Origin of the sequence: Pseudomonas sp. NPDC008258 (genome assembly GCF_042956345.1) — a bacterium.
Lineage (GTDB): Bacteria > Pseudomonadota > Gammaproteobacteria > Pseudomonadales > Pseudomonadaceae > Aquipseudomonas.
Map to the genome: position 1 here is coordinate 129,082 of NZ_JBIBGE010000002.1, position 26,927 is coordinate 156,008.

Consider the following 26,927-nt stretch of genomic DNA (forward strand, 5'->3'; position numbering starts at 1 on the left):
CAGTCCTTATCGCTGGATCTCGTCCAGCATGCGTTGCACACCGAGTTGCCAAGGTGGCATCTTGAGGTTGAAGGCTTTTTCGAGTTTATCCAAATTCAAACGCGAGTTGCGTGGCCTCGCCGCCGGTAATGGATAATCTTCGGTTCGGATCGCACCAATCTGCTCAGCCGCAACTTTTAACGGCCAACCTTGACGGCCGGCATGCTCGAGTACGAACTGTGCATAGCCATGCCAGTTTGTCTCACCTGCGGCTGCCAAGTGATAGATACCGGCAAGCTCGCGGGCATCGTCCCGCGTGGAAATCTGGCTCATGACATGAGCTGTTACATCGGCGATCAGCTCCGCCCCGGTGGGTGCACCAAACTGATCGGCGACAACATTCAATGCCTCGCGCTCCGTAGCCAATCGCAACATGGTCTTGGCGAAGTTCTGACCGCGTGCCGCGTATACCCAGCTGGTACGGAAAATCAGAGCGCGAGTACCGCTAGCCAGGACAGCTGCTTCGCCGTCACGTTTGGTACAACCGTAAACCGAAAGTGGGTGGGTTGGTGCGTCTTCCGACCAGGGTAATGACCCGCTGCCATCGAACACATAATCGGTGGAGTAGTGGATCAGCCAGGCGCCGATAGCCGCCGCCTGCTGCGCCAGTACTCCAGGCGCGTCGGCGTTGATGCGCCTGGCCAGTTGTGCCTCGTTCTCTGCGCCGTCAACCGCGGTGTAAGCGGCAGCGTTGACGATAATGTCCGGCCTCAATGCCCGTATCGTCGCCGCGATGGCGTCCAGGTCTGTGAGGTCGCCGCACAATCCCGGACAACCATTACGGTCCAACGCCGTTACATGACCAAGCGGTGCGAGTGAGCGCTGCAGCTCCCAGCCTACCTGGCCATTTTTACCCAATAGCAAAATTTTCAAGATTCAACAGAACCATATTGCTGCGCTACCCAGTCGCGGTAGCTGCCATCGATGACGCCAGCTACCCATTGCTGGTTGTCCAGATACCACTGCACCGTCTTGCGGATACCCGTGTCGAATGTTTCTGCGGGCCGCCAGCCAAGCTCTCGCTCGATCTTGCGTGCATCGATGGCGTAGCGGCGGTCATGGCCGGGGCGGTCTGTGACATAGGTAATCAGCTCTGCATACTGTCTGACAGATTCACCGGTGTTCACGTTGATGACATCCCGCTCGCTGGCGGGCGCCATTTCATCGAGCAATGTGCACAGTGTGCGAACGATGTCGATGTTGGCTTTCTCATTCCAGCCACCGATGTTGTAGGTTTCCCCACAGGCACCGGCTTCCAGCACGCGGCGGATACCGGCGCAGTGGTCTTCGACGTAGAGCCAGTCGCGAATCTGCAGGCCATCCCCGTACACAGGCAATGCCTTGCCGGCCAGAGCATTCACGATCATCAGCGGAATCAACTTTTCCGGGAAGTGGAACGGCCCGTAGTTGTTGGAGCAATTGGTGGTCAGTACTGGCATGCCATAGGTATGGAAGTACGAACGCACCAAATGATCGCTGGCGGCCTTGCTAGCCGAATAGGGGCTGTTCGGGGCGTATGCGGTGGCCTCGGTGAACGCCGGTTCGTCGCTACCCAGCGTGCCATAGACCTCATCGGTAGAAACATGCAGGAAGCGAAAGCCTGCCTTGGCTTCCCCCTCCAGTTGGTTCCAGTAGGCCCGGGCCGCTTCCAGCAAGCGGAAGGTGCCAACCACGTTGGTTTCAACAAATGCTTCGGGGCCTGCAATGGATCGGTCAACGTGAGACTCGGCGGCAAAGTGCACCACTGCCCGTGGGCGATGCTCGGCGAACAGCCGTGCAAGCAGGTCGGCGTCGCAAATGTTGCCTTGAATGAACCGATGCTGGTGGTGGCCTTCCAGCGATTGCAGGTTGGCCAGGTTGCCAGCATAGGTCAGGGCATCGAGGTTCAGCACCTCTTCGCCACTTTTCCCACACCATTGCAGCACGAAGTTGGAGCCGATGAAGCCGGCTCCGCCTGTGACTAGAATCATGTCAGTTCCTCTGTCTGCAGCAGGGGATAGTCAAGGATCGACGTATAGGCCTCGCCCAGCTGCTTGCACAAGCGCTTCAAATTGTACTGCTTGGCACGTTTGCGCCCGGCAGCTCCCAGCGTGCGAATTTTTTTCGGGTTCCGGCAGAGCTGGCGCAGCCTGTTGGCAATCGCTTTGGTGTCACCGTGCTCGAAGGTGTGGCCATTGACACCTTCATCAACCAATTCGGGCAGCGCCCCCCAGCGGTAAGCCAGTACTGGGCGGCTGGCGGCCATGCCTTCGAGCAGCGTACGGCCAAAGGTTTCCTGGCAGTGCGACAGGTTGAGCACAATGTTAGCTTGAGAAATGGCAGTTTGCGGGCTGGTTGCGTAGGGCAACAGGCTGAAGTTGGCCGGCAGTTGGCCGCGCGCTTGCAGTGTTCTCAGGGCGGAAACACTTGGGCTATCTGGCCCAATCAGCAACAACTGAAGGTTAGGCGTGTCTCTTACGGTGTCGCAGGCCAACTGCAGCAGGTCCTGGATACCTTTTTTCGGCAAGTTGCTGCTGATCAACGCGGCCGTGACACGCTTGTTGTCAATGACGTTAGGAAGGTCGAATGCCTTCAGGTCAATGATGTTGCTCACCACGTGCGTGGCCCCTGGCTTCGACAGGTGCTGCGCAGTAAAGGCTGAGTTGGCCAGTACGTGATCGGCGCGTTCCAGGGCTTGCTCCACAACCTGTGGCGCAGCAAGGCCGATCGCGGCGCAGAGTGCCGGGTCATGGGCCGGGGACTCGTGTGCATGCAGCACTGCCGGTACGTTTTCATTGCGTGCAGCCAACAATGGCTCGCGCAGCATCAGGGTGTTGGCCTGGACCAACTCTACCGAATGGTCACGGATCAGCGTGCGGAAGCGTTCCACTGCCAGCGGGCATGGCGCTGTACTGGCTGCCCATGGTCGAGTTGGAATACAAGCGACGAACAGCGAGCGGGCGCGCAAGTCATCGATATAGGCCATGTTGGCAACGCATGGCACGCTGACCAACACGTTGAGTCGCAGGGCGTTGCAGGCATCGAGTACATCCAGCAGGCTGCGTTCGGCACCAAAGAGTTGCACATCGGCCGCGTGGGCGCACAGCAACACGGTTGGCCTGCCCGGACGATTCGCCTGGCTACCCGTGAAAGTAGGGTGGGTGGGGTTGTAACCTGCCTGGCGACCGACCTGTTCGTAATGCACCAGCGGCGGCAGGCCACTGTCGCGGGCCTCTATGCACTGTTCCAGATACCAGGCTGTATTGAAGTTCGGGCCCGGCTCGCGGCCTTCGGCAAAACCGTTGGCAACATAGTGTTCCCAAGGGCTGATGCCGGCGTTTGCTACATCGGGGTAACGTTGCAGGTACCAGGCTGCGTCGAACAAGGCTGGTAGCCCTGTGGCGTTATCTTGCACCGGGGCCGGCTCGAGCGGCTCAGGACCGTCCGCCAAGGCATTAGCAGGGGCGGGGTGCTCGGCTACCGGGTGCTGCTCTTCGCTTGGCGGACGGTCCTGAGCTACTGGTGCAATTGCCAGCAGCTTGGCTTCACGTACGGAGTCCACTACCTGGCAGCTTTGCAAGCTTTGAAGGACCGGTACTTGATCCAATGGGGAGGCCAACAGATGACGCCCTACGACCACCACACGCTGGGCGACCAGTGGCTGCTCGGCCAGCACGATGTCCACCGCACCGAGGACGGCCTTGCGAAGTATGTAGGGGCCCACCGGTTCGGGGCGCTGATAGTCTGGCCAATGCAGCAAGGCAACACGTTCACCTTGCCCTTGCAACCTTTCCAGTATCACGCGCAGGGCCTTGGCGCTGCGCGCTGTTTCGCCAAGGTCGCTGATCAACAGCCAGTCGTAGCTGGCCTGGGCAGATGACGTACGCAGCATCGGTGCGGGTGCCGGGAAGGCGCGTTCACCACCGCTTTCAGGCAAGCGCAGGTCAGCCGCATCTTCTGCCATTGCATGCCAGGTATCGGCCAGAGCGCTGTACAGCTGGCGCAGGCCGAAGAACGTCGAGCGCAGATGCGTGCCGGAAGCCATGGTCAGCGACTGTGGCAGGTGACGGGCAATCACCAGCGGCACCCCAGGCAGCAGGTAAAGCAGTGCCTCGTCGCCATGGCGACGTTGCAGGCGCTGGCGCAGCTCATGGTCGGCCGCGACACGCACCTCATCCCAGCCGCCAAGTTCGCGCACGGCATCGCAGCGCATCATGATGGTGGAAACGCTCGGTTCGATCAGGCTGTTTTCCATGCGCCAGCATTGGAAGTGCAGCTCGGTATCGGCCCTGACCCACTCAGCCAGGGTACCGACCAGGCCCGGGTTCTGCAGCAATGGAGTGGCCATGAGCTCCAGGCGCTGAGGGTGGGACCAGTCGTCGCTGTCATGGTTGACCACGAACGTGCCGGTCGCATGTTTCAACGCTGTATTGCGCGCCGCGTAAGCACCGCGGTTTACCGGTTGCTGTAGCAGCACGATGCGCGCGTCTTCGCGGGCCAGCTCAGAAACACGCTCGACCGTGGCATCGCTGCTGCAGTCATCGACAACCAAAATTTCCAGGTTGCTCCAGCTTTGAGCCAGCAGGCTGTGCAGGGCGGTTTCAATGAATGCCTCGGCGTTGAACGCCGGCATGATCACGCTGATCTTGGGCTGGGCCTGGGGCGGAACCTTCGCTGCAGACGCGGCCTGAAGGTTATCCAGAGTCAGCGCAGCCGCGGGGTTGCGCAGGGCAACCGGTGCCAGGTCGGCAGCGGCAAGTGCACGGTTAAGCCAGAAAAGGCGCAGGGCGGCTTGCGGCTGGTGCTGGGTGCCCTTGGTGGCCAGCGACACATTGGCGGCTGCCAGGCACAAGTCGGCTTGCAGGCCTTTTGCTGCGATAGCCTCGGCGATGCAGGCTTGCGCAAGCGACTGCTGGCCATTGCGTAGCAGCACCTCGGCCCTTAGCAATATTGGGCCAAGGGTGCCGATGTAAGGTGGCAGTGGCTGTGCAAGGGCGTCGATGTATGGCAGTGCGCTCGGCCATTGCGAGGCACTGGCATGCCAGCGGGCCAGGGCCCAGGAAGCGTAGGCGTGCTCCTCACGGTCCTCGGTGTGTGCCTGCAGGGCACTGAGCTCGGGCAACGCCAACCCGCTGAATCCGCCCCAAAGGGCCGACTCCAGGCGAAAGGCCTGCAGATACCGGGGCAAGCGGCCCTCAGCCGCACCATGCTGTTCATAGTGCTGTTGCGGGTCTACCCCCGCAGCCGCTACATCTGGATAAGTCGCTACGTACCACTGGGGGTCGACCACGCTGTTGTACGGGCTTGCAGCCTGGGGATTAGACATTGGCAGCCACCCGGCTGATCACTTTACGGGCACGGTGCAGCGTGTGGTTGGATTGGTCCATGGCCGCGAGAATTTCGCGATTGGCCAGGTAGTAGTTCTCCAGCTCTTCCTGAACCAGGTGCAGTTGTGAGAGCAACAGCTCGTTCTCTTCACCCAGCGCCTGAGCATTGGCTGTAGCACCAGCCAGGTCCACGCCGGACTGCTGTTGCGCGGCGAGGGTCTGGTCCAGCTCTTTCTTCAGCTTGGCGTACTTGTCGTTGAAACCCTGGCTTTCCAGGTGGCGCTTTTCCAGCTCTTCCTGCACTTCGTGCAACTGGGCCAGCAGCAGTTCGCTTTCTTCCTTGTAGCGCTGTGCAACGCTATGGTCGGTATGCACCTGTCGGGCTTTTTGTTGCGTAGCGCGAGCCTGTGCTACTTCCAGCTTCAGGGCTGCTACCTGCTGCTCCAGTGACTGGCTGGCCTGATGGCGCTTTTCCAGCTCTTCCTGCACGTTATGCAGTTGAGCCAGCAGCAGCTGGTTTTCCTCAGCCAGTGGCTTGGAGCCCGCGCTGGCAGCGCTTATAGCCTGGGTAGCCTGCTGCTTGTCCGTAAGCGCCTGGGCCAGCTGTTGCTGCAGGCTGCCGTGTTGGTCCCTGAGTAGCTGGCTTTCTGCTTCACGATCCGCCAGCGCTTGCTGTGCGCGATGCAGCTGCGACAGTACCTGCTCGCGCTCATCGTGGCGGCTTTGCTGGGCATTGCGCGCTTGCTCGGTTTCACGACGCAGGCTGGTGATAGCCCTTTCCCGTTCATGCAACTGCAGTTGAGCGTTGGGCAATTGCCGGCCGGCATGAATAAGGTCCAGCAGTTCGATCAAGCCTGTTGTAGTTGGCAGTGGGCGATTGGAGCGGAACTCCGGTTCACCGTTTGGCAGCCATGCTGCAGCTTCCAACGCTTCATACAGGGTCCAGCTTTCCGGCGCCATCTGCTCGAAGACGCCGGCCAGTGTTGCCGCCAATGGGTCGGCAAACAGCTGCACTGGCTGGTCGTTATAAGCCAGGCCCAGGCGCTCGAACAACGCTTGCGGCGTCACCCTGTCGATGTTCACCAGAGTCAGCCGTTGACGCAGCGTGCGTCGCAGTTGCAGCACCGCGCGTTGCTCGGCCTGCCACTGGTGCAGTGCCGCCGCGACATCGACGGTGGCACCGTCGGCCAACCAGGACCAAGGTGCGCGGTACAGCCACACGCGCTGGTGTGCCCCCGAAGCGTGGGTGAAGTCGACGCCGGCCATGAACTGTGCAGCGGGTTTCCACTGAATCGAAAATGCGTCGTCAAATGAGGCGCCTACATACGCGCGGCTGGCCTGTTCACTCAGGCCGGAGAGTAGGGTTTGCATCAATGTCTCCATAAAAACGGTAGCCATGTCATGGCCGCGCTCAGTCCTTGCTGTACAGGTCGCGGGTATAAATTTTGTCGAGTATATCGTTGATTTCATCGGTAAGCCGATTGGCTACAACGACATCGCAGCTGCGCTTGAACTCTTCAAGGTCAGTCAGGACCGGAGAGTTGAAAAAGGTCGCAGTTTTGAGCACCGGCTCATAGACCACCACCTCCACCCCCTTGGCCTTCAGGCGCTTCATGATGCCTTGAATGGACGAGGTGCGGAAATTGTCCGAGCCGGCTTTCATGATCAATCGATAGATACCCACTCGCCGCGGCTGGCGCTTGAGAATGGCCTCGGCGATGAAGTCTTTACGGGTACGGTTGGAGTCGACGATTGCCCGAATGAGGGTTTGCGGCACGTCGCTGTAGTTGGCCAGCAATTGCTTGGTGTCCTTGGGCAGGCAATAGCCGCCGTAGCCGAAGGAGGGGTTGTTGTAGTGGTTGCCAATCCGCGGGTCCAGCCCGACGCCTTCGATGATCTGGCGGGTATCCAGGCCGTGGCTTTCGGCGTAGCTGTCCAGTTCGTTGAAGTACGCTACGCGCATGGCCAGGTAGGTGTTGGCGAACAGCTTGATCGCCTCGGCTTCGGTAGCGCCGGTATGCAGTACCGGCACGTCTTTCTTGATCGCGCAGTGCTGCATCAGTTCGGCGAATAGCTTGGCCCCTGCGGTGTGCCCGCCAACCACGATGCGCGAAGGGTACAGGTTGTCGTAGAGCGCCTGGCCTTCACGCAGAAATTCAGGCGCAAAAATGATGTCGTCATAACCGAACAACCGCCGCATGCGCTCGGTAAACCCGACGGGCACTGTGGACTTGATCACCAATGTGGCCGCCGGATTCACTGCGCGCACATCGCGGATGACCGACTCGACGGAGCAGGTATCAAAACGGCCGCTTTCAACGTCATAGTCGGTGGGTGTGGCGATGACGACAAAGGCCGCATCGGCGTAAGCCTCTGCGCCATCGAGCGTTGCTTGTAGGTTGAGCGGCTTGTTAAGCAGATAGTCTTCAAGCAACGGGTCGACAATGGGCGAGCGCCGCTGGTTGATGGCGTCTACCTTGGCCGGGTCGCGGTCCAGTGTTACTACGTGCACGTGTTGAGCGAGCAGGGCGGCATTGGCAAGGCCTACGTAGCCCATGCCGACGGCTGTGATTTTCATGCTCTGCATACCCAGGCAGCGGGCCGTGGCAGGCACCGGGGAGAGGTGATGTTCATATTGTGCGTTCCCTTGCGCGCCTAGGCGTACTCAACCGCAGATAATGGAAGCGGGCCGGCTTGTCAGCCGGCCCTGCGAAGTGCCAACTCGGTGCGTTGCTGCCTGGGCTATTTCAGGCAAGCATGCAACAGGGGTATCAACCGTTGCAGGCGTTCGCCTGTATCTGGCTTGGTTGCCCGCATCGAGGCCCCGGCAACAGCCTTGCTTATGGCCGCATAACCCCAAGGTTTATGGGCACGGATAAGTGCCGACTGCTGGTCGTCCGCTTGCCGGAACTCATTGTACAGGCTGGTATTGGGCGAGGGCAGTTCCTGCAGCCAGTCCTCGGGACGGGCCAGGGCAATCATCGGAATATCGCGTTGCTTACAGAATACCGACAGGTGCAGGTCTGCCATGCCCGGAGTACCGAAATGGGTAAGGTCCAGCCCACGCAACAGGCCCGAGTGGAACGCTACGGTGCCAGTGCCCAGGTTGTTCACCAGCGCATCCCGTTCCAGTTCCTTTTTGAACATGTGCACCTTGCGGAAGGATGTGAAGTAACCATCTGCCTGCTCTGGCAGTAGTACCCCATGCACACCGATGACCGCCTGACGCTCGTAGTCTTCGATGCGACGTACCATGCTGGCAACGTAGTCAGGGGGATAGACGATGTCGTCATCCGCGGTGAAGTAGTAGCAGTCTTCTGCAAGGGCGGAAAACGCCAGGAACTTGCCGTTGTCGCGCAGACCCGGGTGGTCTTTGGACAGGTACACCGTTACCTGGGGGTGACAATTACGGACGAAGTCTGGGATCGAATCATAGCGGTCCAGGTAGATATGCAACGCGTCTACCTGAGGCGCGAGGCTAGCGAGTACCTGGCGCAGCAACTCGGCGCGTTCTGGGATGGAGCACAGACTAACGACCACGGGTTGGGTGGGGTTGGCGAGGCTGCTAAGCGCCGGTGGAACGGGGATCAGGTCACGAATGACCGGGAAGCGGAAGAATTCGCTAAGGCGTTCTATCCCGAGTTGTTGATGTAGGTGAGTAAACGCCTCGTGGTAAACAGCGTTGTGAGTCAAGCCATTATCGGGGGAATATCCTGCGTCTGAAAAGGGTGCAGTTAGTGGGATTTTATCCCCTATACTCGTATTGTAGACAAGTGAGTGCTCCATTTCAGTGATCGAGTAACCCTCAGTGGCTATCCAAGCGTGCAAGCGCGAATTGAATTCGCTCTGAAGTGAATTTTCATAGTAGTCCAAATAGCCAGTGCGCTCAAACACCAAGCGCTTAAGGGCAAGCGTCGGTGCTGGTGAGGGGGGGGGCAGCTCAGACCTGACGACTTGGTTTGATGGTATGAGAATATCCAGACGGTTTTCCACCACAGCGGCAACCTCTGTTTTTAGCAGGTGATGCATGCTCAGGCGAATGCGCTCTGGATGAGAAAGTTCATTTCCTGATTGAAAGAATAAGTAGTTGCCATGAGATTTCTGTATGGCAAGGTTTCTTGCAAAGCCCTTGCCGAGGCAAGTATTTAATCGATGGCAAAAGAGATTGCCGACTGTTCTCTGTAGTCGCTGCAATATTGGCCATGTGTCATCTGAGCTGAAGTCGTCTACAATAATTAGCTCTAGGTTTTCCCAGCTCTGGCGAAGTACTGAGCTTACTGCTTCTTCTATTAGTTCGGCATCATTGCTGGTTGTCATTAGGACCGAAACTAAGGGCGTAGGAGAGCCTGATAATGGCAATGAGTTTGGTGAAGCTTCGGCGATACGTCTGTAGATTTCCTCGAGTGGTATGAATGACAAGTCAGCGTTATTGCCAGGGGGTGTTTGATGAGGCGATGTTGATACTGATTCGGCTTCGTGTGCAGTGTTTTTGGAAGTGCCAAGTTTTTTGTGGGCGATATTTAGGTTGAATTGATAAAGGCGGGCAAGTTCTGGCTGTTCAAGAATCGCGCAAGTATAAAGTTCAATTGCTAACGCATACTGTCCAGCATTAAATGCCGCCTGGGCACGATTGGTTAGCGACATTTTTGAGGCTCCTGATCGCAGGAAGGTTTTGGCGTGCTTCTGTTTGAGAGGCTTGAGTGGGGTCGTGCATTTTTCAATTGAAACGGCTGAGGGGTCGGTGGTTTTACCTAATACAAGGTTTTGGATGTTCGCAGTGCCGGAGCCCTTCAGCTGTAACGCTATACGGATATAATGGCATTCATCAGGAATAATAAATGAGTATGCCGCGCCTGCACTATTTATGCTGTGCCCAATACCAACTCTGCTAGCGTTTTCGAACTCGAAGACTGTCTTAATTTCGGGTAGGTCGTGCTGTAAAATTAGGCGAATCTGATTGTTGGACAATAAGTTTAATTCGCTGCGGCTAAAGCGCTGCGCAGCGTAAAGCGTAGCAGTTGCATCGTCGTCGAGGTGCGATGTGAGTATTAAGCTATCGCCTTGGAGTTCGAGTTCGATTTTTTCAGGTAGCCGAGTTTTAAGCCAGCTGTAAAGCACGTCGCCAGTTATTTGTACAGCCTTAATTGATACTGAGGGGTCGCAATAGTCAGCGGCGGTAAGGCGCTCAGCAATTGGTAGGATATCTTCGGCTAAAGATAATCCTGTGTTAAGCGGTATATCACCCGTGAATTCGGTGACTTGCGAAAGGCTTAAGTGGTAGCCGTTGCGGCAGTATTGAAACTCATCGGTAGCCAGCGAGGAAATAGACCAGTCAACTGTTGCGCCATCTAAGTCATCAATCTGCTCTTCCAGCCATCCTGCTGGCAATTTTGAAGAAAGCATTATTGATGAGCGCGCTAGTAATTTATCGACGAGGCTATATTGCTCTCCATCTTCGTTGAGTATGCAGGTATCTTTTTCTGCTGAGAAATGGGTTTTTTTACCAATCGTATCAGCTTGAATAAACTGAGTTGCGAGAGAAAGATCCGTTAGGTAATTGGGGCCATAGTAGTCATCGCTGGAAAAATAAGTCAGCCAAGAGTGCTTAGTTATGGCGGTTTGAAATGCAGTTATGAAATCAGATTTATTAGTATATATGCTGATTCGAGAAGCGTGCGGCTCAGTTGTACGTGTGTCATCGCTTTCATACACACGGAGGATTAATGAGCGGCAAGGATGCTGCTGGCGTTTGATGTTTTCAATGGCTGCGCATTCTGAATCAAGGGTTCGCACTACTGTGAAAACTAACACTTCAGATTGGGCGGGCTGCCAGCGTTCACCGTTGATTCGAGATTTGATGTACTGTAGTCGATGCTCGTATGTGTGCTCTTTTAAGACGCTGCGAAGCGCCATCAAACGTTGTTTCCGATAACTTGTTTCGTCACGCCACGCTGAAGATATCTTGTTTTTAAGTTCGGCCTTGTCAGGGTCTGAGATAACCAAATCTCCAAAGAATAGATTTAGTCCTTTGGAGGGATTGCTGACCACTATGCTGTTGCTGCACATGAGTTCGTAAACTCGTCGTGCAAACATGCTTTGCGATTGCGTTACGGTGTTTATGTTTAGGGCGAATCGATAGCCCTTGTAAGCTACGTCGATCTGATCGAACGGTAAAAACCCCTTGATTAGATGGGTGTATTCAGTTGGGAATTTAGTGTCGGCTTTGTTGTTGTTATAATTGCGATCATAAATGTCTAGTCGACCTATGTCTGATATGGCCTGAACTAGCGAGTTGAATTCTCTTTGGCGTTCGGGGTAGCGTTGATACCATGAGCCCGCAAAGCAGAATGCGTTTTTTCTAGCCATGGAAGAAATAGGATTGTGCACGGTGGGTTGCACAGCAAATGGAAGCAAGGATACTCGATCATGCCCTAGTGCTTTCTTATAGCGTGGTATGCAATCGATATCTGTAGTGAAAACATGGTCGAAGTATCGAACTAATGGCAAGAAGGTCCCAAAGTGAACCGGGTCTTCTTTGTTCCAAAAGACGGTTGGAATGTTAAATTCTTTGCACAGGCTTACACATTCCAAAATTTCCAAAGATGGTGGTGATAGTTTTCTATGCCAGGTGTTGTCTAGCCCTTGCCATGCTGATTCCACGAATAAGAAGTCGGCATTGCTGCGTGGAACCTCTACCCGGTAAGAGTCTGGGGTGAGGTGGGTAACCCGCTCGCAAGCTTCTGTGAGTGCTGTGGTAGTAAAATCGTCGGAAATGAGTAATATATTCAAGTTGGTTAGATCGCAAATATTTTATGTCTGAAGAGGTCAGATAAGGACTCTAAAAGGTCTAACCGCTTTGGTGAGGCTGGTAATGACATACCGAATATTGCGAGTATGTGCGGATTTAGTTGTTTCGTTAGTGAGGCGCAAGAGCGAGGAAAAATTTGCATTACCCATGATAGCATGTAAGTTCACCTCGCTCGCGATTGGTTAGTTTGGCTTTAGAGTCCTGTTGCTACGCGCCGGAGGTGGAGTCTCAATCTCCGGAATTTCCCATTCTCTACGCTTGTAGCCGTCAATCATAATGCCTCCTAAGTAAAGGTCGAAGTCTTCAGAAAACTTGAAAATACTTCCGAAGTATGGGCCGCCAGGAGTTGGTGTGAGTTCACCAATATAAACGTCAGTGCCGGTTGTATACATGTCGACACTGATAAAAGGGCGATCGATTTCTTTGGATGCCTTTTTAGCAGCTTCTAACATGTCGAGATAGTTCCTGGGTTTAGCTGGGGCTCCCAGTTTTGTAAATTCACCTGTTGTTGTGGCTCGTGAGTCTGTAATTACTTCGAAATTCCCATCGAAAAAACAAATCTCGTCAATTTTGGGGTTTCGATCAATTTGTAAAATAAACTCAGGATTGCCGTTGAATGTATATATTTTGTAGTCGAACGGTATTTTGAGAGGGCCGTTTTCCCCAATTACTAACTCCTCAGCGATTAGCGGGCTTTTATGTCCCTTACAGAGTCTGCGGATGTCGGCCACAATTTCTGATTCGGTCATCAGCTTGTTGGAGAGCTGTTCGAAATAGCCACCCTTCACACGATAAAGGAGATAAATGCCGGCCTTAGAGGATAAATTGGTTAGCTTCAAGGCTACTGGGTCAGGAAGCTCGTCGAATATGACTGCTTCAATAGAGTCAAACTTCGAAATTTGGCTCGGTGTGTGGAGGCCTGCGGATGTAAGTACTTCTCTTGTAGTGAGCTTGTCGATGAAAAATCTGTTTTTATCGCTCCGCTCTGTATGGGCTTGGATAAAATCCGTAAAGTATGTGCAAATCATCAGCTTAGACCTCAACGATAGACTGGTAGTCGCCTTTTGTTATAAATTGAGTTTGTTTGCCGCTCAGAATCTCTTCGTCAGAGATCTGCCAAGTGTGATTCGTACTCTTTCCTCGGAATTGTACAAAATTGAATGAGTCTGAGGCGTAGATTTTTGAGCCAGATGCTAAAAGTGCTTTAATAAATGAGCTATCTTCGCCTGTATTAGTAGGCTGGAATTTAATGGCGTCAAATACGGCTCGTTTTATAACAAATGTCGGGCCTGCTACAAAATCAACTTCTTGATGTTTCATGCCTGAGAATCGTTTTACCAATTGTCGGGACTCTGAAAGGTACATGTAAAGTTCTTTTTTTCCTACCATGCCGTAGTTGCCAAATGTAAATGGTATTAGCATGTCAGACAGGTAGTTTTTAAAATAAAAGTCGTCATCATCCATTTTTGCAATATAGTCGCCCTTCGCCAACGTGACTGCGTGATTGAATCGTTCGCCGAGCGTAATGTCAGGGCTGTCATTGATGATGACTTCAATGCGTTTGAGTGTCGAAGATCTCCGCTTTAGCTTGTTAATCAGTTCTTCTTTTTCAGTTGTGCTGAAGTCTTGCAGTACTAGAACTAACTCGCAATTAGGGTGACTTTGTCGCGTCATATTTTCGACAATGCGGTCAATCATGTTTGGGCGTCGTGTGCATGTAATGATGCTTACAAGCGGTATGGCGGTTTCGCTGGTGATGCCCAATGCGTTTTGAATGTCTTTTAATCTGTGAGTGTAGGTGTGCTTAGTCATAACTTCGCGATAACCTAAGTGCGAAGTTTTTTCCCAGTGGTGCTCATCGTTTAGCAGCTTTTCAATAACTGCTTTGGCTTCTTCAGCATCTTTGGCGATGTGGACGATGCCAGGGAACTGTTCTTCGATAGCTTTGGATGGCGTCGAAACTACTGGGGTGCCACATGCAAGAAGCTCATAAACCCTTCGAGACATCATTGTAGGCGAGTCGATAATAGTGTTAACGTTCAAAAATACTTTGAAGCGCTTATACAGCTTAACTACTTCTGCAAAAGGCACGGCCTCTCTAATAAAGGGAGTGTATTGAGGTGGGAATTTATAACGATCACTGTCTATTTTGGACATGCGATCATAAATCGCCCCGTTGAAGTCAACGATGGAGGGAAGGAGAGCATCCATCTGTCGTTTTCGTTCATCATGGCCAACCCCATAATAAGAACCGGCGAAGCATACACTTTCTGGCTTTTTGCGAAATCTATTTGAAGGGTTGCAAATTTTTTGCTGCGCAGCAAATGGCACAGCGTACACTTTTGCATCAGGTACATCACGCTTGTAATCTGATACTTTATTGGAGTCGGTGGTGAAAATAATGTCTGCATGTTTGGCTATCGGAAGATAGCGATCATAATGCATGGGGTCTTCTTTATTCCAGAAAACGACAGGCATGCGACTCTTCGCTTTCGGAATAAGATCAAGCAGTGCCTGCGCATTGGAATGCGTCAATCCTGGTGACGTGAAAGCGTACTCCCAACGACCGCGATTGCCTTTCCAACAACTTTCTAAAAAGCAGAAGTCGGCGGTGGACTTCATGATCTGCTCGGCGTAGCCATTTCTGTTGATCGGGAATCCGGTCATTTCATGGCGCCAGCATTCCTCGGAGATCTCGTCCATTATATAAATAGATTTGAGTCGACCTCCTGAGGGTTTCAATCCTTTGGCGATGTCCTTAATCGTGCTGCTAGAGGTTAGTGGGTTTTGGTTGGCCGAAATTTTGCTGATCAGGCTATTGTTCAGGCGCTGTTCACACAAAGTTATGTTGGCTTGGAAGAACTTTTCACCAATGGTGCTTGCCAGCAATCTGTATGTCTCAAGGGCAAGCTTATAATTTCCGTTGGAGTATTCCGTTGCAGCCAACTTTGCTTTGGAGGTAAAGGGTTGTGGTTTGCTTTTGAGTTGCATGTTACTTACCGTATTTTAGGAGGGCTGGTTATGCGAAAATACCAACGGCATCAATACTAAATTGGTGGCGTCGAATTGAATCGACTTCCTCCGAAAATTGACGGTGTTTCACTAGGATGCAGATCACATCAGCTGAATCGAGCGCATGTTCTAGGGAGGTTAGAGTTAAGTTTTCTTTGAAGATTTTGCTCGGTAGTTGCTCAATGTTTGGTTCTACGGCAAGCACTTGGCATCCAAGCTCAGCGAGTTGCATGGTTGCTTTTACCGCTGGGCTTTCCCGGAGGTCGTCAATGTCAGGCTTGAACGCCAAGCCCAAGCATGCCACTTTAATATCTCGTAGCGTACTGCCTGGTTTCTTGGACATAGCCTCTGTGATGCGGGCCTTAACTTTTTCGTGAACCCACTCAGGCTTGAAATCGTTAACCTCACGAGCGGTGCGAATAAGCCGTGACTCTTCGGGGGCAGTGTCTACAATAAACCAAGGGTCCACCGCGATGCAGTGTCCGCCAACGCCTACGCCAGGCTGCAAAATATTAACACGCGGGTGGTGGTTGGCTAATGCAATCAGTTCCCAAACGTTGATTTCCAGTTTTTCGCAAATTATTGAAAGCTCATTGGCAAACGCGATGTTCACATCCCGAAAGCTGTTTTCAGTAAGTTTGCACATCTCAGCCGTACGCGCATTGGTAATAATGCACTCACCTTCTACGAAGGTTCTATAAAGCTCAACCGCCATTTTGCTAGCCTTGGCACTCATGCCGCCAATTACGCGATCATTTGATACCAATTCATGAACCACTTTGCCGGGGAGTACACGCTCCGGGCAATGGGCAACCTGTACATCGGCGTCTTCTCCGGCCTGCTGTGGGAAGCTCAGATCTGGGCGTACTTCGGACAGCCATGCCGCCATCTGTTCAGTTGCACCAACAGGAGACGTGGACTCTAGAATTACCAAGTCTCCCTTTTTCAATACTGGCGCAATAGCTTTACTAGCTGACTCAATATAGCTCAGGTCAGGCTTATGGCCGTCTTGGAACGGGGTAGGAACTGCGATCAAAAATGCATCCGCAGGCTCAGGGGTCAGTGTGGCACGTAGATAACCTTCAGTAACAGCCGCGTGTACCAAGATATCGAGTTCTGGCTCTACAATGTGAATCTTGCCACTGTTGATGGTATTCACTGCGTGTTTAGAAACATCGACACCAATCACTTTTTTCTTGCGCGAAGCAAAAAGGGTTGCGGTCGGAAGGCCGATATAGCCGAGGCCAATCATAGAAATCGTTTGAAAGGAGTATTTAGAGTTTGGCATGGTCTTTCCTGACATTGTGTGCTGCATGCTCGAAAAGTTATCGAGCATGCACGCAAGGGCTATAGGATTAAGCGTTCTGCAGCAGCGCTTGAATAATTCTTTGGCAAGCAGTGCCGTCGCCATATGGATTGTGAGCAAAGCTCATGGCTTTATAGGCGTCGTGGTCCGACAGAAGACGGTTCAGTTCACGAACAATATTTTCCACATTGCTGCCTACCAATTTTACGGTGCCAGCAGCAACGGCTTCAGGCCGTTCGGTGGTGTCCCGCATTACTAGAACAGGCTTGCCCAAAGATGGCGCTTCTTCTTGAATACCGCCTGAATCAGTAAGAATGATATGTGAGCGGGTCATCAGATGAACGAAAGGCAGATAGTCCATCGGCTCAATCAGGTGAACGTTGTTGATGCCTGATAGCAGGCGATTGACAGGTTCTCTTACGTTAGGGTTCAAATGGACTGGGTAGACGATATCAACTTCTGGGTGCTGTTTGGCAACTTCCAGCAGCGCCTGGCAGATGCGTTCAAACCCGCTTCCAAAACTTTCGCGACGGTGCCCGGTAACCAAAATCAGCTTGCGAGACGGATCCAGGAAACTAGAAGGCGCTGAGGCTTTTTTATACAGCACCTCATCGTTTTTCAGGCGATTTACAACGTCTAAAAGCGCATCGATCACTGTGTTGCCGGTGACGACTATCGAAGCATCAGCAACCCCCTCACGCAGCAAATTCGCTCGCGAGTCTTCGGTGGGGGCGAAATGAATGTTAGCCAATGCTCCTGTCAGCTTGCGGTTACCCTCTTCGGGCCATGGGGAATACAGATTACCGGTGCGCAGCCCAGCTTCAACATGGCCAACAGGTATTTGGTGGTAGTAGGCAGCCAGGGTCGTAGCAAAAGTAGTTGCCGTGTCGCCATGCACCAGGACCATATCAGGCCTGAAGTCCTGGAAGACGCTTTTCATGCCCTGCAAAATCGAAGTGCTTACATCAGTCAGGTCCTGGCCTGGCTTCATGATATTGAGATCAAAATCTGGCTTGATTTCGAACAATTCCAGGACTTGGTCAAGCATCTCTCTGTGCTGCCCAGTTACGCATACTCTCGCATCGAAGCGCTCATCTGCTGCGAGTGCAAGCGCAAGGGGGGCCATCTTGATTGCTTCGGGGCGAGTGCCGAATACTGTTAGGATTTTCATGAGATTATGCTCGTTTACACCTTATGGGGGATGGAGATAAGACAAGCGTCTTTTTCCATTTTGCGAGTAGACATCTGAGCAGTCAGGCCCTCAACTTCGATGTCTTTCAGCCATAGCTGGACGATTTCCTTTTCATCTTCACGGATGTAGTCGTCGAGCAAGATGTCGATGTGCGCACCTTTGAAGCCCGCAAGTACCGAAGGCACAGCAGGATATCGCGCATGTTTTCCGATTGATGCAGGTGGGCCGTCGACTATAATTAGTATTTTAATATCTGAACTTAGCTGCTCAGCCAATTCATGGAGGGCAGCGTGGCAGCTGTAATATGAGTATGTGCTGCCGTTGAGTGCCTTGAAGTCGGCCAAGGGCGCGAGCTCCAAATGCACGGCATCCAGCAACCCTGCATGTTGCAAGTTCGCCTGCGTTTGCGCGTGGTACTGCTCCAGGTGTTCGAATGCCACCTGCACGGTGGCGGGCTTGCCGTGTTGCTGGCGAGCAATTCTCGCCAACGCTTTGGCAATGACTACGGTTGAAGTGCCAGAGCCAAACTCGAGGACCAGGTCATAATCATTGGCGTCGATTAATTCGACCAGGTACAGCGCAAAGTCCGGGCTGATTGGCCAGCCGTGCATGCTTGGCAAATGCTCGCCGTGATTCAGATAGTTCTGAACGCCCATGAATGCCTCCAGCTGCTGTGCAGCATTGAGCATCTCGGACTTCACCGTGCGCTCCAGAGACTGGCGCACTTTGATCATTTCGGCATTCTGCTGCTTTATCTGTTCGCTCAAGGTTGCGTGCTGTTTCTGCAAATCTTCGGACAGCTTCTGAACGGCGCTTTTCTCGGTGGCGGGGCGGATGGCGCTTGTGCCTGGCTTTGGCTGGGCTTCCAGGGCTGGCAGCCCAAGCTGGCCCAGTTCCTCGCGCACGCGGGCTTGTACCAGCAGGCGTACATCTGCGCCGGGTGGGGCAATTTTCACGGCGTTCTGGAAGTGCCCCAGCGCCTGTTGCGAGCGGCCAGCAATGGCCGTGGCGCGGCCCAGAGTGTTGTGCACGCCGGCAATCAGCACCTGGCTGATCAGCTTCTTGCTGCAACCCCAGTCCTGGGCCAGGCGGGTGAACTGGCGCGCGGCGGTCATGTTGCCCAGTTGCTGGTGGGCGCCGGCAGCCAGCAGCGCCAACTTGGCGCGGTCCGGGTGATGCTGCAAGGTTTCACGTTGCAGCTTGGCAAGGCTTTGCCAGTCCCCGAATTGCCATTGCGTGCGGCTGCGCTCAAGCAGGTTTTCGTCATAGGGGACCAACTGAGCATTCAGGCTTTCATCGGCATCTTCCAGAGCAACCGGCTCGGCAGCGGGCGGTTGCTTGGCAGGTGGGGCCTTGCGAAGACGCAGCCAGTTGGCAATGGCTGTAAACATTGGCAAGCCCATTGTCAGAGCCCTGGCTCGCGCAGAAGCAGATCTTTGATCAATTCGAGCTGGGCTTCGCTCTTGACCAGTTCTTCTTCCAGCAAGCGCTGCCGATGCTGATACTCGACCGCTTCGCGTTCAAGCGTGTGCACATAACCCTGATTGACTTCGAGCGTATCCTTATGCTCTGCCAGCGCCTTCTGCAACTGGTCACGCTGTTCGCTGACCTTGTCCAGGTACGCCTTGTATTCACCAGCCGATCTGGTTTGCGCCTGGCAGGTTTCGGTGAGCCTGGCGTTGTCCTTGGCCAAGGCATCGCGTTCACCTGCAAGCTCGCTGGCCGTGGTGCCGAGCGCGTCAGCGCGGGCCTGGCGTTCGTCTGCCAGTTGGGCCTGCGTCTGGCAGGCACCCGCCAGCTCGGCCCGTTGGTTCTCCAGCGCTTCGTTGATCAGGGCCAGTTCGCTGTTGCGGCTAGTCAGTGTGGCAAGCTCTGCTCGCAGGTCGTCTATCTGGCTGGCTTGCTGTTCGTAAGCTGTAGTCAACGCTGCATGCTGTTGCCGTAGCGCTTCGCAAGCGCTGGCAAGCTGGTCGCGCTCAATGCCAATTGCATCAACTTGCGCCTGCTGGGCGTTAGCTTTGCCGACCTGTTCTTGCAGCGCCTGGTGCAGCTCGCCTTGTTGGGCTTCCATTGCTTCGCACGCAGAGAATAGCCGGGCGTTCTCGCCTGCCAGCTCATCGAGCTGTTGCTTTTGCTCGCTGGCCAGCCCGGTCAGTTCGAGCAGGGTTTCGTCGCGTTGCTGCAGTTGCTGCTCCAGCTCCTCTAGCTGCTGCTGGCTGTTTTGAGCAGCAGACGAAGACTGCGAGCGCAGCTGTGCAACTTCGCTGTGCAGGCGGTGCTGTGCCAGGCGCGTAGCGTTGCGTTCGAACAGCAGCTGGCTTTGCGGGAAAATGGCGTCCGGGTTATCGGTGACCAGCTCGAAGCCAATGCTGTCCATCCAGGCGATGATCTCGCTGGCACTGGCATCATTTTGGTACAGCGGCTCACTGCTGCATTCGATAATTACCCAGCTGAAGGTGTGCAGTGTGGCTGCCTGGGTAGCTTGAAGTAACTGCAATGCCTGCCCCGGTGCGGCAATGAGCAATGCGTGGGGGTGCCGGCCGTCCAGGGCCTTTTCGGCCACGATCGCTTCAAGGCTGCGCGCTGGCACCTGCAATGCTTCATCGCGGCGCAGGTTGGGGTAGTAGGTAAACAGGTCGGCTGCCTGGTTGAGGCTGCTGTAGGCCAGATTGTTCAGCGCTTGCAGCGTTGCCACCAGCTGTTCGTCGCCGGTAACGGCTACGGCAAGCAGGTGTTCGCCCTGATCATGGCGCAAGCGACGGCCCAGTTCCTCCGCCAGGCGTGGATGGGCCTCGGCCAGCAGCAACTGACGGCAACCCAGTTGGCGCCAGTCGCCAAGCTGGCTGCCGGTACCGGCACCCACGATCAGGCTGGTGTCCAGCCCGTCAGCGCTGTGTTCATGAATGTGGCGCAGCAGCTTTTTCATTACTCGATGGCCTCGTCCAGCCGGGTTTCGACATCGTCCAGCAGGGCTTCAAGAATGCACTGTGCCTTGCGCAGTTCATGCAGTTGCGTCATGCCAGGCAGGGTGTTGTCACTGGGCTCGCACAGCAGGTCACCCAGCAAGGCGCAGGCCTGGGTGCTGTCCGGGCGCTTGAGCAGGAACGATTTCAGCAGGGCGATGGCTGCTTCGCGCTGCTGTTGCCCAAGCAGCAGGTCAACACGCTGCGGCAGGCCGTGGTCTTGCATGAACTTCAGGCGCTTGGCCAGCGCGGCGTCTTGGGGTTGCAGGGCAATGGCCACCTGCAGGGCCTCTTCGGCCTGTTCGAACTGGCCCAGGGCGAACAAGCTGTTGGCCATGCCCAGGTGCGCCCAGTGCAGGCGCAGGTCGCAACCGGCTGCTACGCGGAAGGCGGCCAAGGCCTCGCCCGCATTGCCCAGCAACATCAGGCATTCACCCAGCTTGCAGTAGCTGAGCGGGTTTTCGCCGAGTGCACCGTTGATGGTGGCCCATGCACTTTGAGCCTCAGCAACCTCGCCGGTTTCTTGCAGGCGTGAGGCAAGCCGATAGGCCTGTGCGAAGTTGCGCAGGTTGCCAGCGAAGCGGCTGTAGTTGGCTTGCTTCATCAGTTCGGTCAGCATGCTCAGGCCAAGCGCCCGCGGTATCTGAGGGTGGCTGGGTTCGCGTCGCTCCGGGCCGAAGGCGATGGGTTCGCCGCCGAGAATGCCGCCCGTGTCTGCAACGCGTGCGGTCAGGCTATGTAACTGCCCGTCGAACAATTCGTGGGACAGTTGCAAATCGAACATATAGCAACCATCGCCTATCCCGGCAGTTTGCAGGTCCTCACGAAACTGCTGCGCAAGGCCTTGGGCAACGACTTCACCATTGGCGATGATTTCAATGGTCAGCCGTTTTTGTGGGTGAGCAGGAGCAAACGCCCAGCCGAAAGCGCGGTCGTCAAGAATGTAATCGAAATGGCCGTTGACTTCGGTGCTTGATGCTGCCGGTGCAGAGAGGGAGTTCATGGCGTTTGGTCTGCAATTGAGTACGAGTGGAGGTTTGCGGGCCGCACCAGGTCATGGCAGTGCCGCCGTAGCGCGCGCATGCGGTGGGGCAGCGACCGTGCATATTTGTCGATGCCTGGCTCGGAGGTAATAAAGTGCTTATTTACCGTGGGGTTAATCAGGCAATAAATTTTTGTTGCCATACCGCAAAACCGAGCTAATCTTGAAACTGATTGGAATAACAAAGCGCCAGACACGGCATAACGCAGTGCGGGGGGCAAAATCGCCAGCACTGTAATCAGACGTGAAATGGTTTGGGCATTGCCATCCATGCCGTACATCTATTGATTCCTTTCTTCCCGCAACCTATTGGCAGGCTGAGGGTGCTTGCGTGTAGCAAAACTGCTAACAGGCATTGCTAATCCACCGTATGGCCCGGTCAAATAATCCAAGGCCAACGCTGGGTTATAAAACGGGTCATTGTAGTGGCCAAGCGTCCAGCGCTCAATGAATTTTTGCTGTTCGCGTTGAGCCCGTGCGCGCTTTTCAGGCGCCAAATCTTTGCCGCGGCTCGCTGATTCCGCGTGGATCAGTTGTGCAAATGCGCTCCACACCAGATGCAGCCCTGATTGTTTAATTCTCAGGCAGAGGTCGACATCGTTGAATGCCACCGGGAATGTGAGCTCATCAAGTCCACCCACTTCGTCGAACACTGCTTTGTGCATGAGCATGCAGGCTGCCGTGACTGCACTTTGGCGACGCGTTAGCTGATTGAGGCCCAAATATCCCGGGTCTTCTTCTGCTAGCGTATTGCCGCTATGGGCGGCCAGGCCATTGATGCCTACTACTACACCGCCGTGCTGAACCATGCGGTTGGGCCACAGTAATTTTGCCCCCACTGCGCCTACGTTCGGCCGCAGAAGTTGCGCCACCATTTCTTTCAGCCAGCCGCTGTCAATGATTTCGATATCATTGTTCACCAGGCCGATCACGTCACCCGTCGCCAGCTGTGCTGCGCGGTTATTGATGGTCGAGTAATTGAATGGGAAAGGATGGCGGAGCACTGTGACGCCGCGCTCACTTAATGCAGTCAGGTAATCCAGCGTTTGCGGGTCTGTGGATTGGTTATCCACGACAATGAGTTCGAGATTTGGGTAATCGGTATCGTTGAGTAGGCCTTCCATGCACGCGGACAGAAGTTTGTATTGGTCACGCGTTGGCACGATCAGACTGACGCGGGGCAGTACAACGGGGAGTGGCCAGTGGGCCCGCAGCAATGCCGGGTAATGGTCTACCGTGCTCACGGTTGCACCAGCTGCCAACTGTTCGCACAGCCAGCCAATAGCCTGTTGGCGTTCGGCGCAGGGTGCTGCCTGCTCGGGGCTGGCGGCTGCATGGTGGGCGCGGTGGTACAGCACGCGGGGCAAATGACTTACGCACAGTTGGTTGCGCTGCGTGGCGAGCGCAACCGCTGAGCTCAGATCGTGCCAGTTGCAGGCCTGTGCGTCCGGCCCGGCAGGTAGCAGCGCCATCGCTTGCTCAATAACCTCTTTGCCAAATATTGCGCCTGGCGTGAAGATGTCGGCGCCGATGAACAGGTCAATGTCCCATGTGGGTTTGAACCAGGGGAAGCTGCGTTCGCCTTGTGGGCCATCCCGGTCGCAGTCGGCGTAACCCCAGGCACTACAGTCGTCCAGCAGGGTGCTGAGGTGGCTGAGCGCATGCGCTGCCAACCTGTCCCCTGCAACCAGCGGAAGGATGCGATCACAGCCCGCCTCGAGCAACTGCCGCAGCCCAGGGGTGAGCGTTTGCGGTGGCGTGGTTGCCAAGGCGTGCACGCTGGCTCGGTCAGCACCCAGGCTTGCCAGGCTGGCCTGCTCGAGGGTGTTGTCACCGTCACTGATCAACAGTATGCCGAGAGTACCTTCCAAGGCGGGGGGCGGTGCGTTGTCCAGGCGCTGAAAAGCGTCAAACCACTGTGGGTACAGATGCCAGCCTGCGCTTTTGGGTAGGCGCAAAGCCTGCTCTTTGGCGATGCCGCTCAGCAGGGCCAGGGTATGGTCGCCCTTGGCAACGGGTAACTGTTGAAGCAGCCCTTCCAGGCCCTCCGGCAGGCAACGCAAGCGCACCGGGCTGCCTGGTAGTGGCTGGCCAAGGTCATTCACCACCTCCAGCACATGCAGCTCACCATCGGCAAGTTCCCAGGGCAGGTCGAGGGAGAAGCCGTGGTCGGCGCTGGCTCGGTAGGCCAGCGCCTGGTGATGTTGGTCGCACGTTGCTTGCGCGATCTCACTGCCGCCTTCGCGTACGCTGATTTGAACGTGCCGTCGGGGTGCTTTGGGGTCCCATGCCCAGCCGCTCAAACGTAGGCCGCCTGTATGCCAAACCTGTGCAGCAATGGCTGACGTATCCGGCGCTGGCGCGGCGGGGATTTGCACCTGACCTTGAAGCGGCAAGCCGGTATTAGCGATTTGGGCTGTGATCGAGCGGGCTTCTTCCAGCCAGCTTTGGCGTAGTTGCACCGCAAAGCCGTGGAATTCGTCGCCCTCAGGAGCGCCGGGTTCGTATTGGTCGGCGCGGGCAATTGCTACGCTAGCGCCGTCGATGAGTACCTCAACGATCAAGCGTTGCTCAGGTTGCGTGGCATCGAATGCCCAGCCCTGTAATACGTCGCCCTGCAGGCCGGTGATGGCACCGGTTGCAGTGGCGGGGCTGACGATAGGGTCGCCCGCCTGGGGCGTATCAAGGGCTGCGTGGGGCATCAGGCTTGGCTCAGTAGAAAGATAATTGGGTGATCGGGGTTGCGCCGAGTGTGTCGGCAACTGCTCCGGAATTAGCGTACAGCGGCACGCCGAGTTCGGCCGAAATGGCTGCTGCGGGCCAGCCCGCCTCTGGGTTTTCAGTCAGGCTCAGTACGGCTTCACAGCCTGCCGCTTTGGCCCGCTCGGCAAATGAGAAGGCTGCTATCTGTGGCAGCAGCTGTACCGTGCCAGTGGCTTGCAGGGGTTTCAGCCAGGGTGTCTCTGCCTTTGCCAGCAACACCGTGGGCAGTGCCTGGCGTGCCAGGTGGCGCGCCAGTGCCAGCCATTGGGGCCCTGTTGTGGCATCGAGGTTGTCGCCGATCAGGATCGCGCGAAGTGTGCCTGCAGGCAATTCTGGTGATGCTGGAGTGGCGTCGGTCAACTGGTGGTTATCGTGGCGTGCAGTTGCATTTGCATATTGCAGCGCTTGCCAAGGCATTTGGATGCTGGTGGCCTCGCTTGCGAACCGCTGCCAGTCATACGGGGCGTCGTTATTCAGCAGGCGCGGATCGCTGCCGTCAATGCGGTAGGGTGTACCCAGTAGGGCAGGAAGCCGGCACAGTTCAGCAGGGCAGCGGTATAGGCTTTCGAATACGAACTCGTCTTGAGGGAGCAGGCGAAGCGCTTCTACCAGTTTGTCGAGGTCTTGTGGCAGGTCGAAATCGAGCGTCAGGGCCAAGGCAGTCAAAGGTGCATGCAAGTTGACCCAAGTTCGATGCGTGTCGTGATGCCATGTCAGGCTAAAGCGGGCGTCATTGGCCTGCGTGCTGTTCAGGTACAGGGTCTTTTTGCCCCGTGCTGGCCATTCCCCCCGCAGCTTGCCTGAATGGCGGGCAAGCTGCGCAAGGCGTGCACGTTGCAGGGCATCGCGTGCCGGCTTGATAGGATCCCGCAGGCAGAAGGCCTGATAGCGGGTTGACGCATCCGGGTACCTTTTGCGCAATACGGCGTTGTTCTGTGCTACACGTAGAATTTTTTCTGCGCCGAATGAAATGCCGCCTTGGTGCGCCACAAATACGTTGGGTGCCCCCACATGCGTCCAGCCCAGGCTGCGCGCGCGCAAGCACCAGTCGGTCTCTTCGCCGTAGCCACGGGCCAGGTGCAGTTCGTCCAGGTAGCCTACCTTGTCCAGTGCCTCGCGTTTGATGTAAAGGCAAAAGCCGCAACCGGTTTCGATATCAACCGGCGGGTTGTCGGTGCGGCGCGCAAGGTCGTCCAGTTCGGCTTGTTCGTCTGCGCTGGGCATGTCGTGGCTGACCCGGCTGCGCGGAAAGCTCATCAGTTCGCCATTGTTGGTAAAGGGCGTTGCGGAGGCGATGCTGGCATCGCTGTAGGCTGCGTGGCGCAGGCGGTCAAGCCAGTTGCCGTGAACGCGTGTGTCAGCGTTCAGCCAAACTACGTCTTTGCTTGGGCTTAGCGCCATCCCCCTGTTCATGCTGCGGATAAAGCCCAGGTTCACGGGGTTGTTCACCAATGTGATCTTCCCCTTGCCAGCCAGAACCATCAGTGCTTTGGCCAGCGCAGGTACCGGGGTGGCGTCTTCAATCACAACCAGGCGATGTGGTGTTCGGTTGCGTTTGCGGGCTTCCAGGGCGCTATTGATGCATTCCAGAGTTTCATTCAGGCCGTTGAACACCGGTATCAATACGTCTACAGCCTCTACCTTGCCGTGCTCAGGCAGCGGGGCAGGCGGTACGAACGCGGGCATTGCGAACACTGGGCTGCCAAGCAGTGCCCTGCCATTGGCAAGGTTTACCTTTACCTCTGGGGTCGGGTTGGGTACGCGAATGCGGATGCCGCCATGTGTGCCTGGCAGCCCGGCTGCACTCAGCAGTGGGTGTGGCGCACTGGCAAGGGTGTCGATTTGCCGGCCATTCACTTCTACTTTCAGGGCAGCGGGGCTTTGCAAGTTGCGCAGATCAATTGCCCAGCCGTGAATCTCCCGTCGCTCAGGCAGGTAGCGGACCACACCAAGTGTTGTCAGTGGCTCGGGCTGACCTGCCAGCAGTTTGAGTACAAAGGCCAGTTCGTTGGCGGCGGTGATCTCGGGCAGGTGCGCGAGAATCATCTGTCGTAGGGTTGCGGGGGATTCGGACTGGCTACAAGCCTGCCACAGGGACATTCGCAGCGCGGGGTCGTTGGGCTGCTTGCGCCAGGCTTCGGTAAGGTACCGGCTTGCCAGGTCGGCGTGCCCCTGGGCCAACAGGCTACGCCCGATAAGTGCGTGAATGTCGGCGCGGTCAGGCAGCGCCTGTGCGGCGTTGCCAAAAAATAAAAAAGCCAGTGCAGGCGCATCCGGGAGCGCCGCTATACCCTTCCAAACCTGTGCTTCCGGCCGATATTCGGCGATTTGCAAGGCGCGTTCCAGCACGGCAGCAGCGAGGCCTGGTTCGTTGGCCTGGCGGTGACGGTGGAAAATATCCATGAGCGTTTCACGCCCATGGTCGGGATGTCTGGACATAGGCTTGGCTTTACTACAAAAAATAAAAAGAGGGCGACCCGAAAGTCGCCCCTTTTC

The 26,927-nt window shown here is 55.6% G+C and carries 16 protein-coding genes; all 16 read right to left on the minus strand.

All coding sequences use genetic code 11. The features are described from left to right. Window positions 1-6: 6 nt before the first annotated feature. The gene (rfbD, locus tag ACFY9W_RS02085; RefSeq protein WP_391125072.1) at window positions 7-912 is read right to left on the minus strand and encodes a dTDP-4-dehydrorhamnose reductase; all 906 of its coding nucleotides are present in this window, start codon (window positions 910-912) and stop codon (window positions 7-9) included. Next, the gene (gene rfbB, locus ACFY9W_RS02090) at window positions 909-2,009 is read right to left on the minus strand and encodes a dTDP-glucose 4,6-dehydratase (protein WP_391125075.1); all 1,101 of its coding nucleotides are present in this window, start codon (window positions 2,007-2,009) and stop codon (window positions 909-911) included. Before rfbB ends, rfbD begins: the two co-directional genes overlap by 4 nt. Then, the gene (locus ACFY9W_RS02095) at window positions 2,006-5,344 is read right to left on the minus strand and encodes a glycosyltransferase (protein WP_391125078.1); all 3,339 of its coding nucleotides are present in this window, start codon (window positions 5,342-5,344) and stop codon (window positions 2,006-2,008) included. Before ACFY9W_RS02095 ends, rfbB begins: the two co-directional genes overlap by 4 nt. Then, a complete protein-coding gene (locus tag ACFY9W_RS02100; protein WP_391125081.1) occupies window positions 5,337-6,716 on the minus strand; it encodes a hypothetical protein in 1,380 nt (459 codons plus the stop codon). The genes ACFY9W_RS02095 and ACFY9W_RS02100 overlap by 8 nt, the downstream gene beginning before the upstream one ends. A 40-nt stretch (window positions 6,717-6,756) precedes the next feature. Beyond that, window positions 6,757-7,923 carry a nucleotide sugar dehydrogenase gene (locus ACFY9W_RS02105; RefSeq protein ID WP_391125084.1) on the minus strand — a complete coding sequence of 389 codons (1,167 nt, stop codon included), beginning with the start codon at window positions 7,921-7,923 and terminating at the stop codon, window positions 6,757-6,759. A 164-nt stretch (window positions 7,924-8,087) separates the two neighbouring features. After that, entirely contained in the window at window positions 8,088-12,134 is a 4,047-nt protein-coding gene (locus tag ACFY9W_RS02110) for a glycosyltransferase (RefSeq protein WP_391125087.1), read from the minus strand. Window positions 12,135-12,335: 201 nt separating this feature from the next. Then, window positions 12,336-13,181: an ATP-grasp fold amidoligase family protein gene (locus ACFY9W_RS02115; protein WP_391125090.1), complete on the minus strand. Its 846-nt coding sequence runs from the start codon at window positions 13,179-13,181 to the stop codon at window positions 12,336-12,338. A gap of 4 nt (window positions 13,182-13,185) precedes the next feature. Beyond that, window positions 13,186-15,144: a glycosyltransferase gene (locus tag ACFY9W_RS02120; protein ID WP_391125093.1), complete on the minus strand. Its 1,959-nt coding sequence runs from the start codon at window positions 15,142-15,144 to the stop codon at window positions 13,186-13,188. A gap of 28 nt (window positions 15,145-15,172) precedes the next feature. Continuing rightward, window positions 15,173-16,453: a UDP-N-acetyl-D-mannosamine dehydrogenase gene (gene wecC / locus ACFY9W_RS02125; protein ID WP_391125096.1), complete on the minus strand. Its 1,281-nt coding sequence runs from the start codon at window positions 16,451-16,453 to the stop codon at window positions 15,173-15,175. 67 nt (window positions 16,454-16,520) lie between these two features. Continuing rightward, window positions 16,521-17,642, minus strand: coding sequence for a non-hydrolyzing UDP-N-acetylglucosamine 2-epimerase (gene wecB, locus ACFY9W_RS02130; protein ID WP_391125099.1), 1,122 nt, complete (start codon window positions 17,640-17,642; stop codon window positions 16,521-16,523). 14 nt (window positions 17,643-17,656) lie between these two features. Further along, a complete protein-coding gene (locus ACFY9W_RS02135; RefSeq protein WP_391125102.1) occupies window positions 17,657-18,820 on the minus strand; it encodes a methyltransferase FkbM in 1,164 nt (387 codons plus the stop codon). A gap of 248 nt (window positions 18,821-19,068) precedes the next feature. Further along, window positions 19,069-20,589 carry a hypothetical protein gene (locus ACFY9W_RS02140; RefSeq protein WP_391125105.1) on the minus strand — a complete coding sequence of 507 codons (1,521 nt, stop codon included), beginning with the start codon at window positions 20,587-20,589 and terminating at the stop codon, window positions 19,069-19,071. Further along, window positions 20,589-21,629, minus strand: a complete 1,041-nt coding sequence (locus tag ACFY9W_RS02145) for a tetratricopeptide repeat protein (protein WP_391125108.1) — start codon at window positions 21,627-21,629, stop codon at window positions 20,589-20,591. Before ACFY9W_RS02145 ends, ACFY9W_RS02140 begins: the two co-directional genes overlap by 1 nt. Beyond that, on the minus strand, window positions 21,626-21,949 hold the full coding sequence (locus ACFY9W_RS02150; protein WP_391125111.1) for a hypothetical protein: 324 nt from the start codon (window positions 21,947-21,949) through the stop codon (window positions 21,626-21,628). The genes ACFY9W_RS02145 and ACFY9W_RS02150 overlap by 4 nt, the downstream gene beginning before the upstream one ends. Beyond that, window positions 21,950-24,370 (minus strand): glycosyltransferase, encoded by a 2,421-nt coding sequence (locus tag ACFY9W_RS02155; RefSeq protein ID WP_391125114.1) that lies wholly within the window; start codon window positions 24,368-24,370, stop codon window positions 21,950-21,952. A gap of 10 nt (window positions 24,371-24,380) precedes the next feature. After that, window positions 24,381-26,834, minus strand: coding sequence for a glycosyltransferase (locus ACFY9W_RS02160; protein WP_391125466.1), 2,454 nt, complete (start codon window positions 26,832-26,834; stop codon window positions 24,381-24,383). Between the last annotated feature and the right edge of the window lie 93 nt (window positions 26,835-26,927).

What these genes read in the sequence shown, in the direction of transcription:
- ACFY9W_RS02100 (WP_391125081.1), bottom strand. Translation starts at nt 6,716, where the DNA reads ATGCAAACCCTACTCTCCGGCCTGAGTGAACAGGCCAGCCGCGCGTAT.
- rfbB (WP_391125075.1), bottom strand. Translation starts at nt 2,009, where the DNA reads ATGATTCTAGTCACAGGCGGAGCCGGCTTCATCGGCTCCAACTTCGTG.
- ACFY9W_RS02145 (WP_391125108.1), bottom strand. Translation starts at nt 21,629, where the DNA reads ATGAACTCCCTCTCTGCACCGGCAGCATCAAGCACCGAAGTCAACGGC.
- ACFY9W_RS02105 (WP_391125084.1), bottom strand. Translation starts at nt 7,923, where the DNA reads ATGAAAATCACAGCCGTCGGCATGGGCTACGTAGGCCTTGCCAATGCC.
- ACFY9W_RS02120 (WP_391125093.1), bottom strand. Translation starts at nt 15,144, where the DNA reads ATGCAACTCAAAAGCAAACCACAACCCTTTACCTCCAAAGCAAAGTTG.
- ACFY9W_RS02140 (WP_391125105.1), bottom strand. Translation starts at nt 20,589, where the DNA reads ATGAAAAAGCTGCTGCGCCACATTCATGAACACAGCGCTGACGGGCTG.
- wecC (WP_391125096.1), bottom strand. Translation starts at nt 16,453, where the DNA reads ATGCCAAACTCTAAATACTCCTTTCAAACGATTTCTATGATTGGCCTC.
- ACFY9W_RS02115 (WP_391125090.1), bottom strand. Translation starts at nt 13,181, where the DNA reads ATGATTTGCACATACTTTACGGATTTTATCCAAGCCCATACAGAGCGG.
- ACFY9W_RS02150 (WP_391125111.1), bottom strand. Translation starts at nt 21,949, where the DNA reads ATGTACGGCATGGATGGCAATGCCCAAACCATTTCACGTCTGATTACA.
- ACFY9W_RS02160 (WP_391125466.1), bottom strand. Translation starts at nt 26,834, where the DNA reads ATGGATATTTTCCACCGTCACCGCCAGGCCAACGAACCAGGCCTCGCT.
- ACFY9W_RS02095 (WP_391125078.1), bottom strand. Translation starts at nt 5,344, where the DNA reads ATGTCTAATCCCCAGGCTGCAAGCCCGTACAACAGCGTGGTCGACCCC.
- wecB (WP_391125099.1), bottom strand. Translation starts at nt 17,642, where the DNA reads ATGAAAATCCTAACAGTATTCGGCACTCGCCCCGAAGCAATCAAGATG.
- ACFY9W_RS02155 (WP_391125114.1), bottom strand. Translation starts at nt 24,370, where the DNA reads ATGCCCCACGCAGCCCTTGATACGCCCCAGGCGGGCGACCCTATCGTC.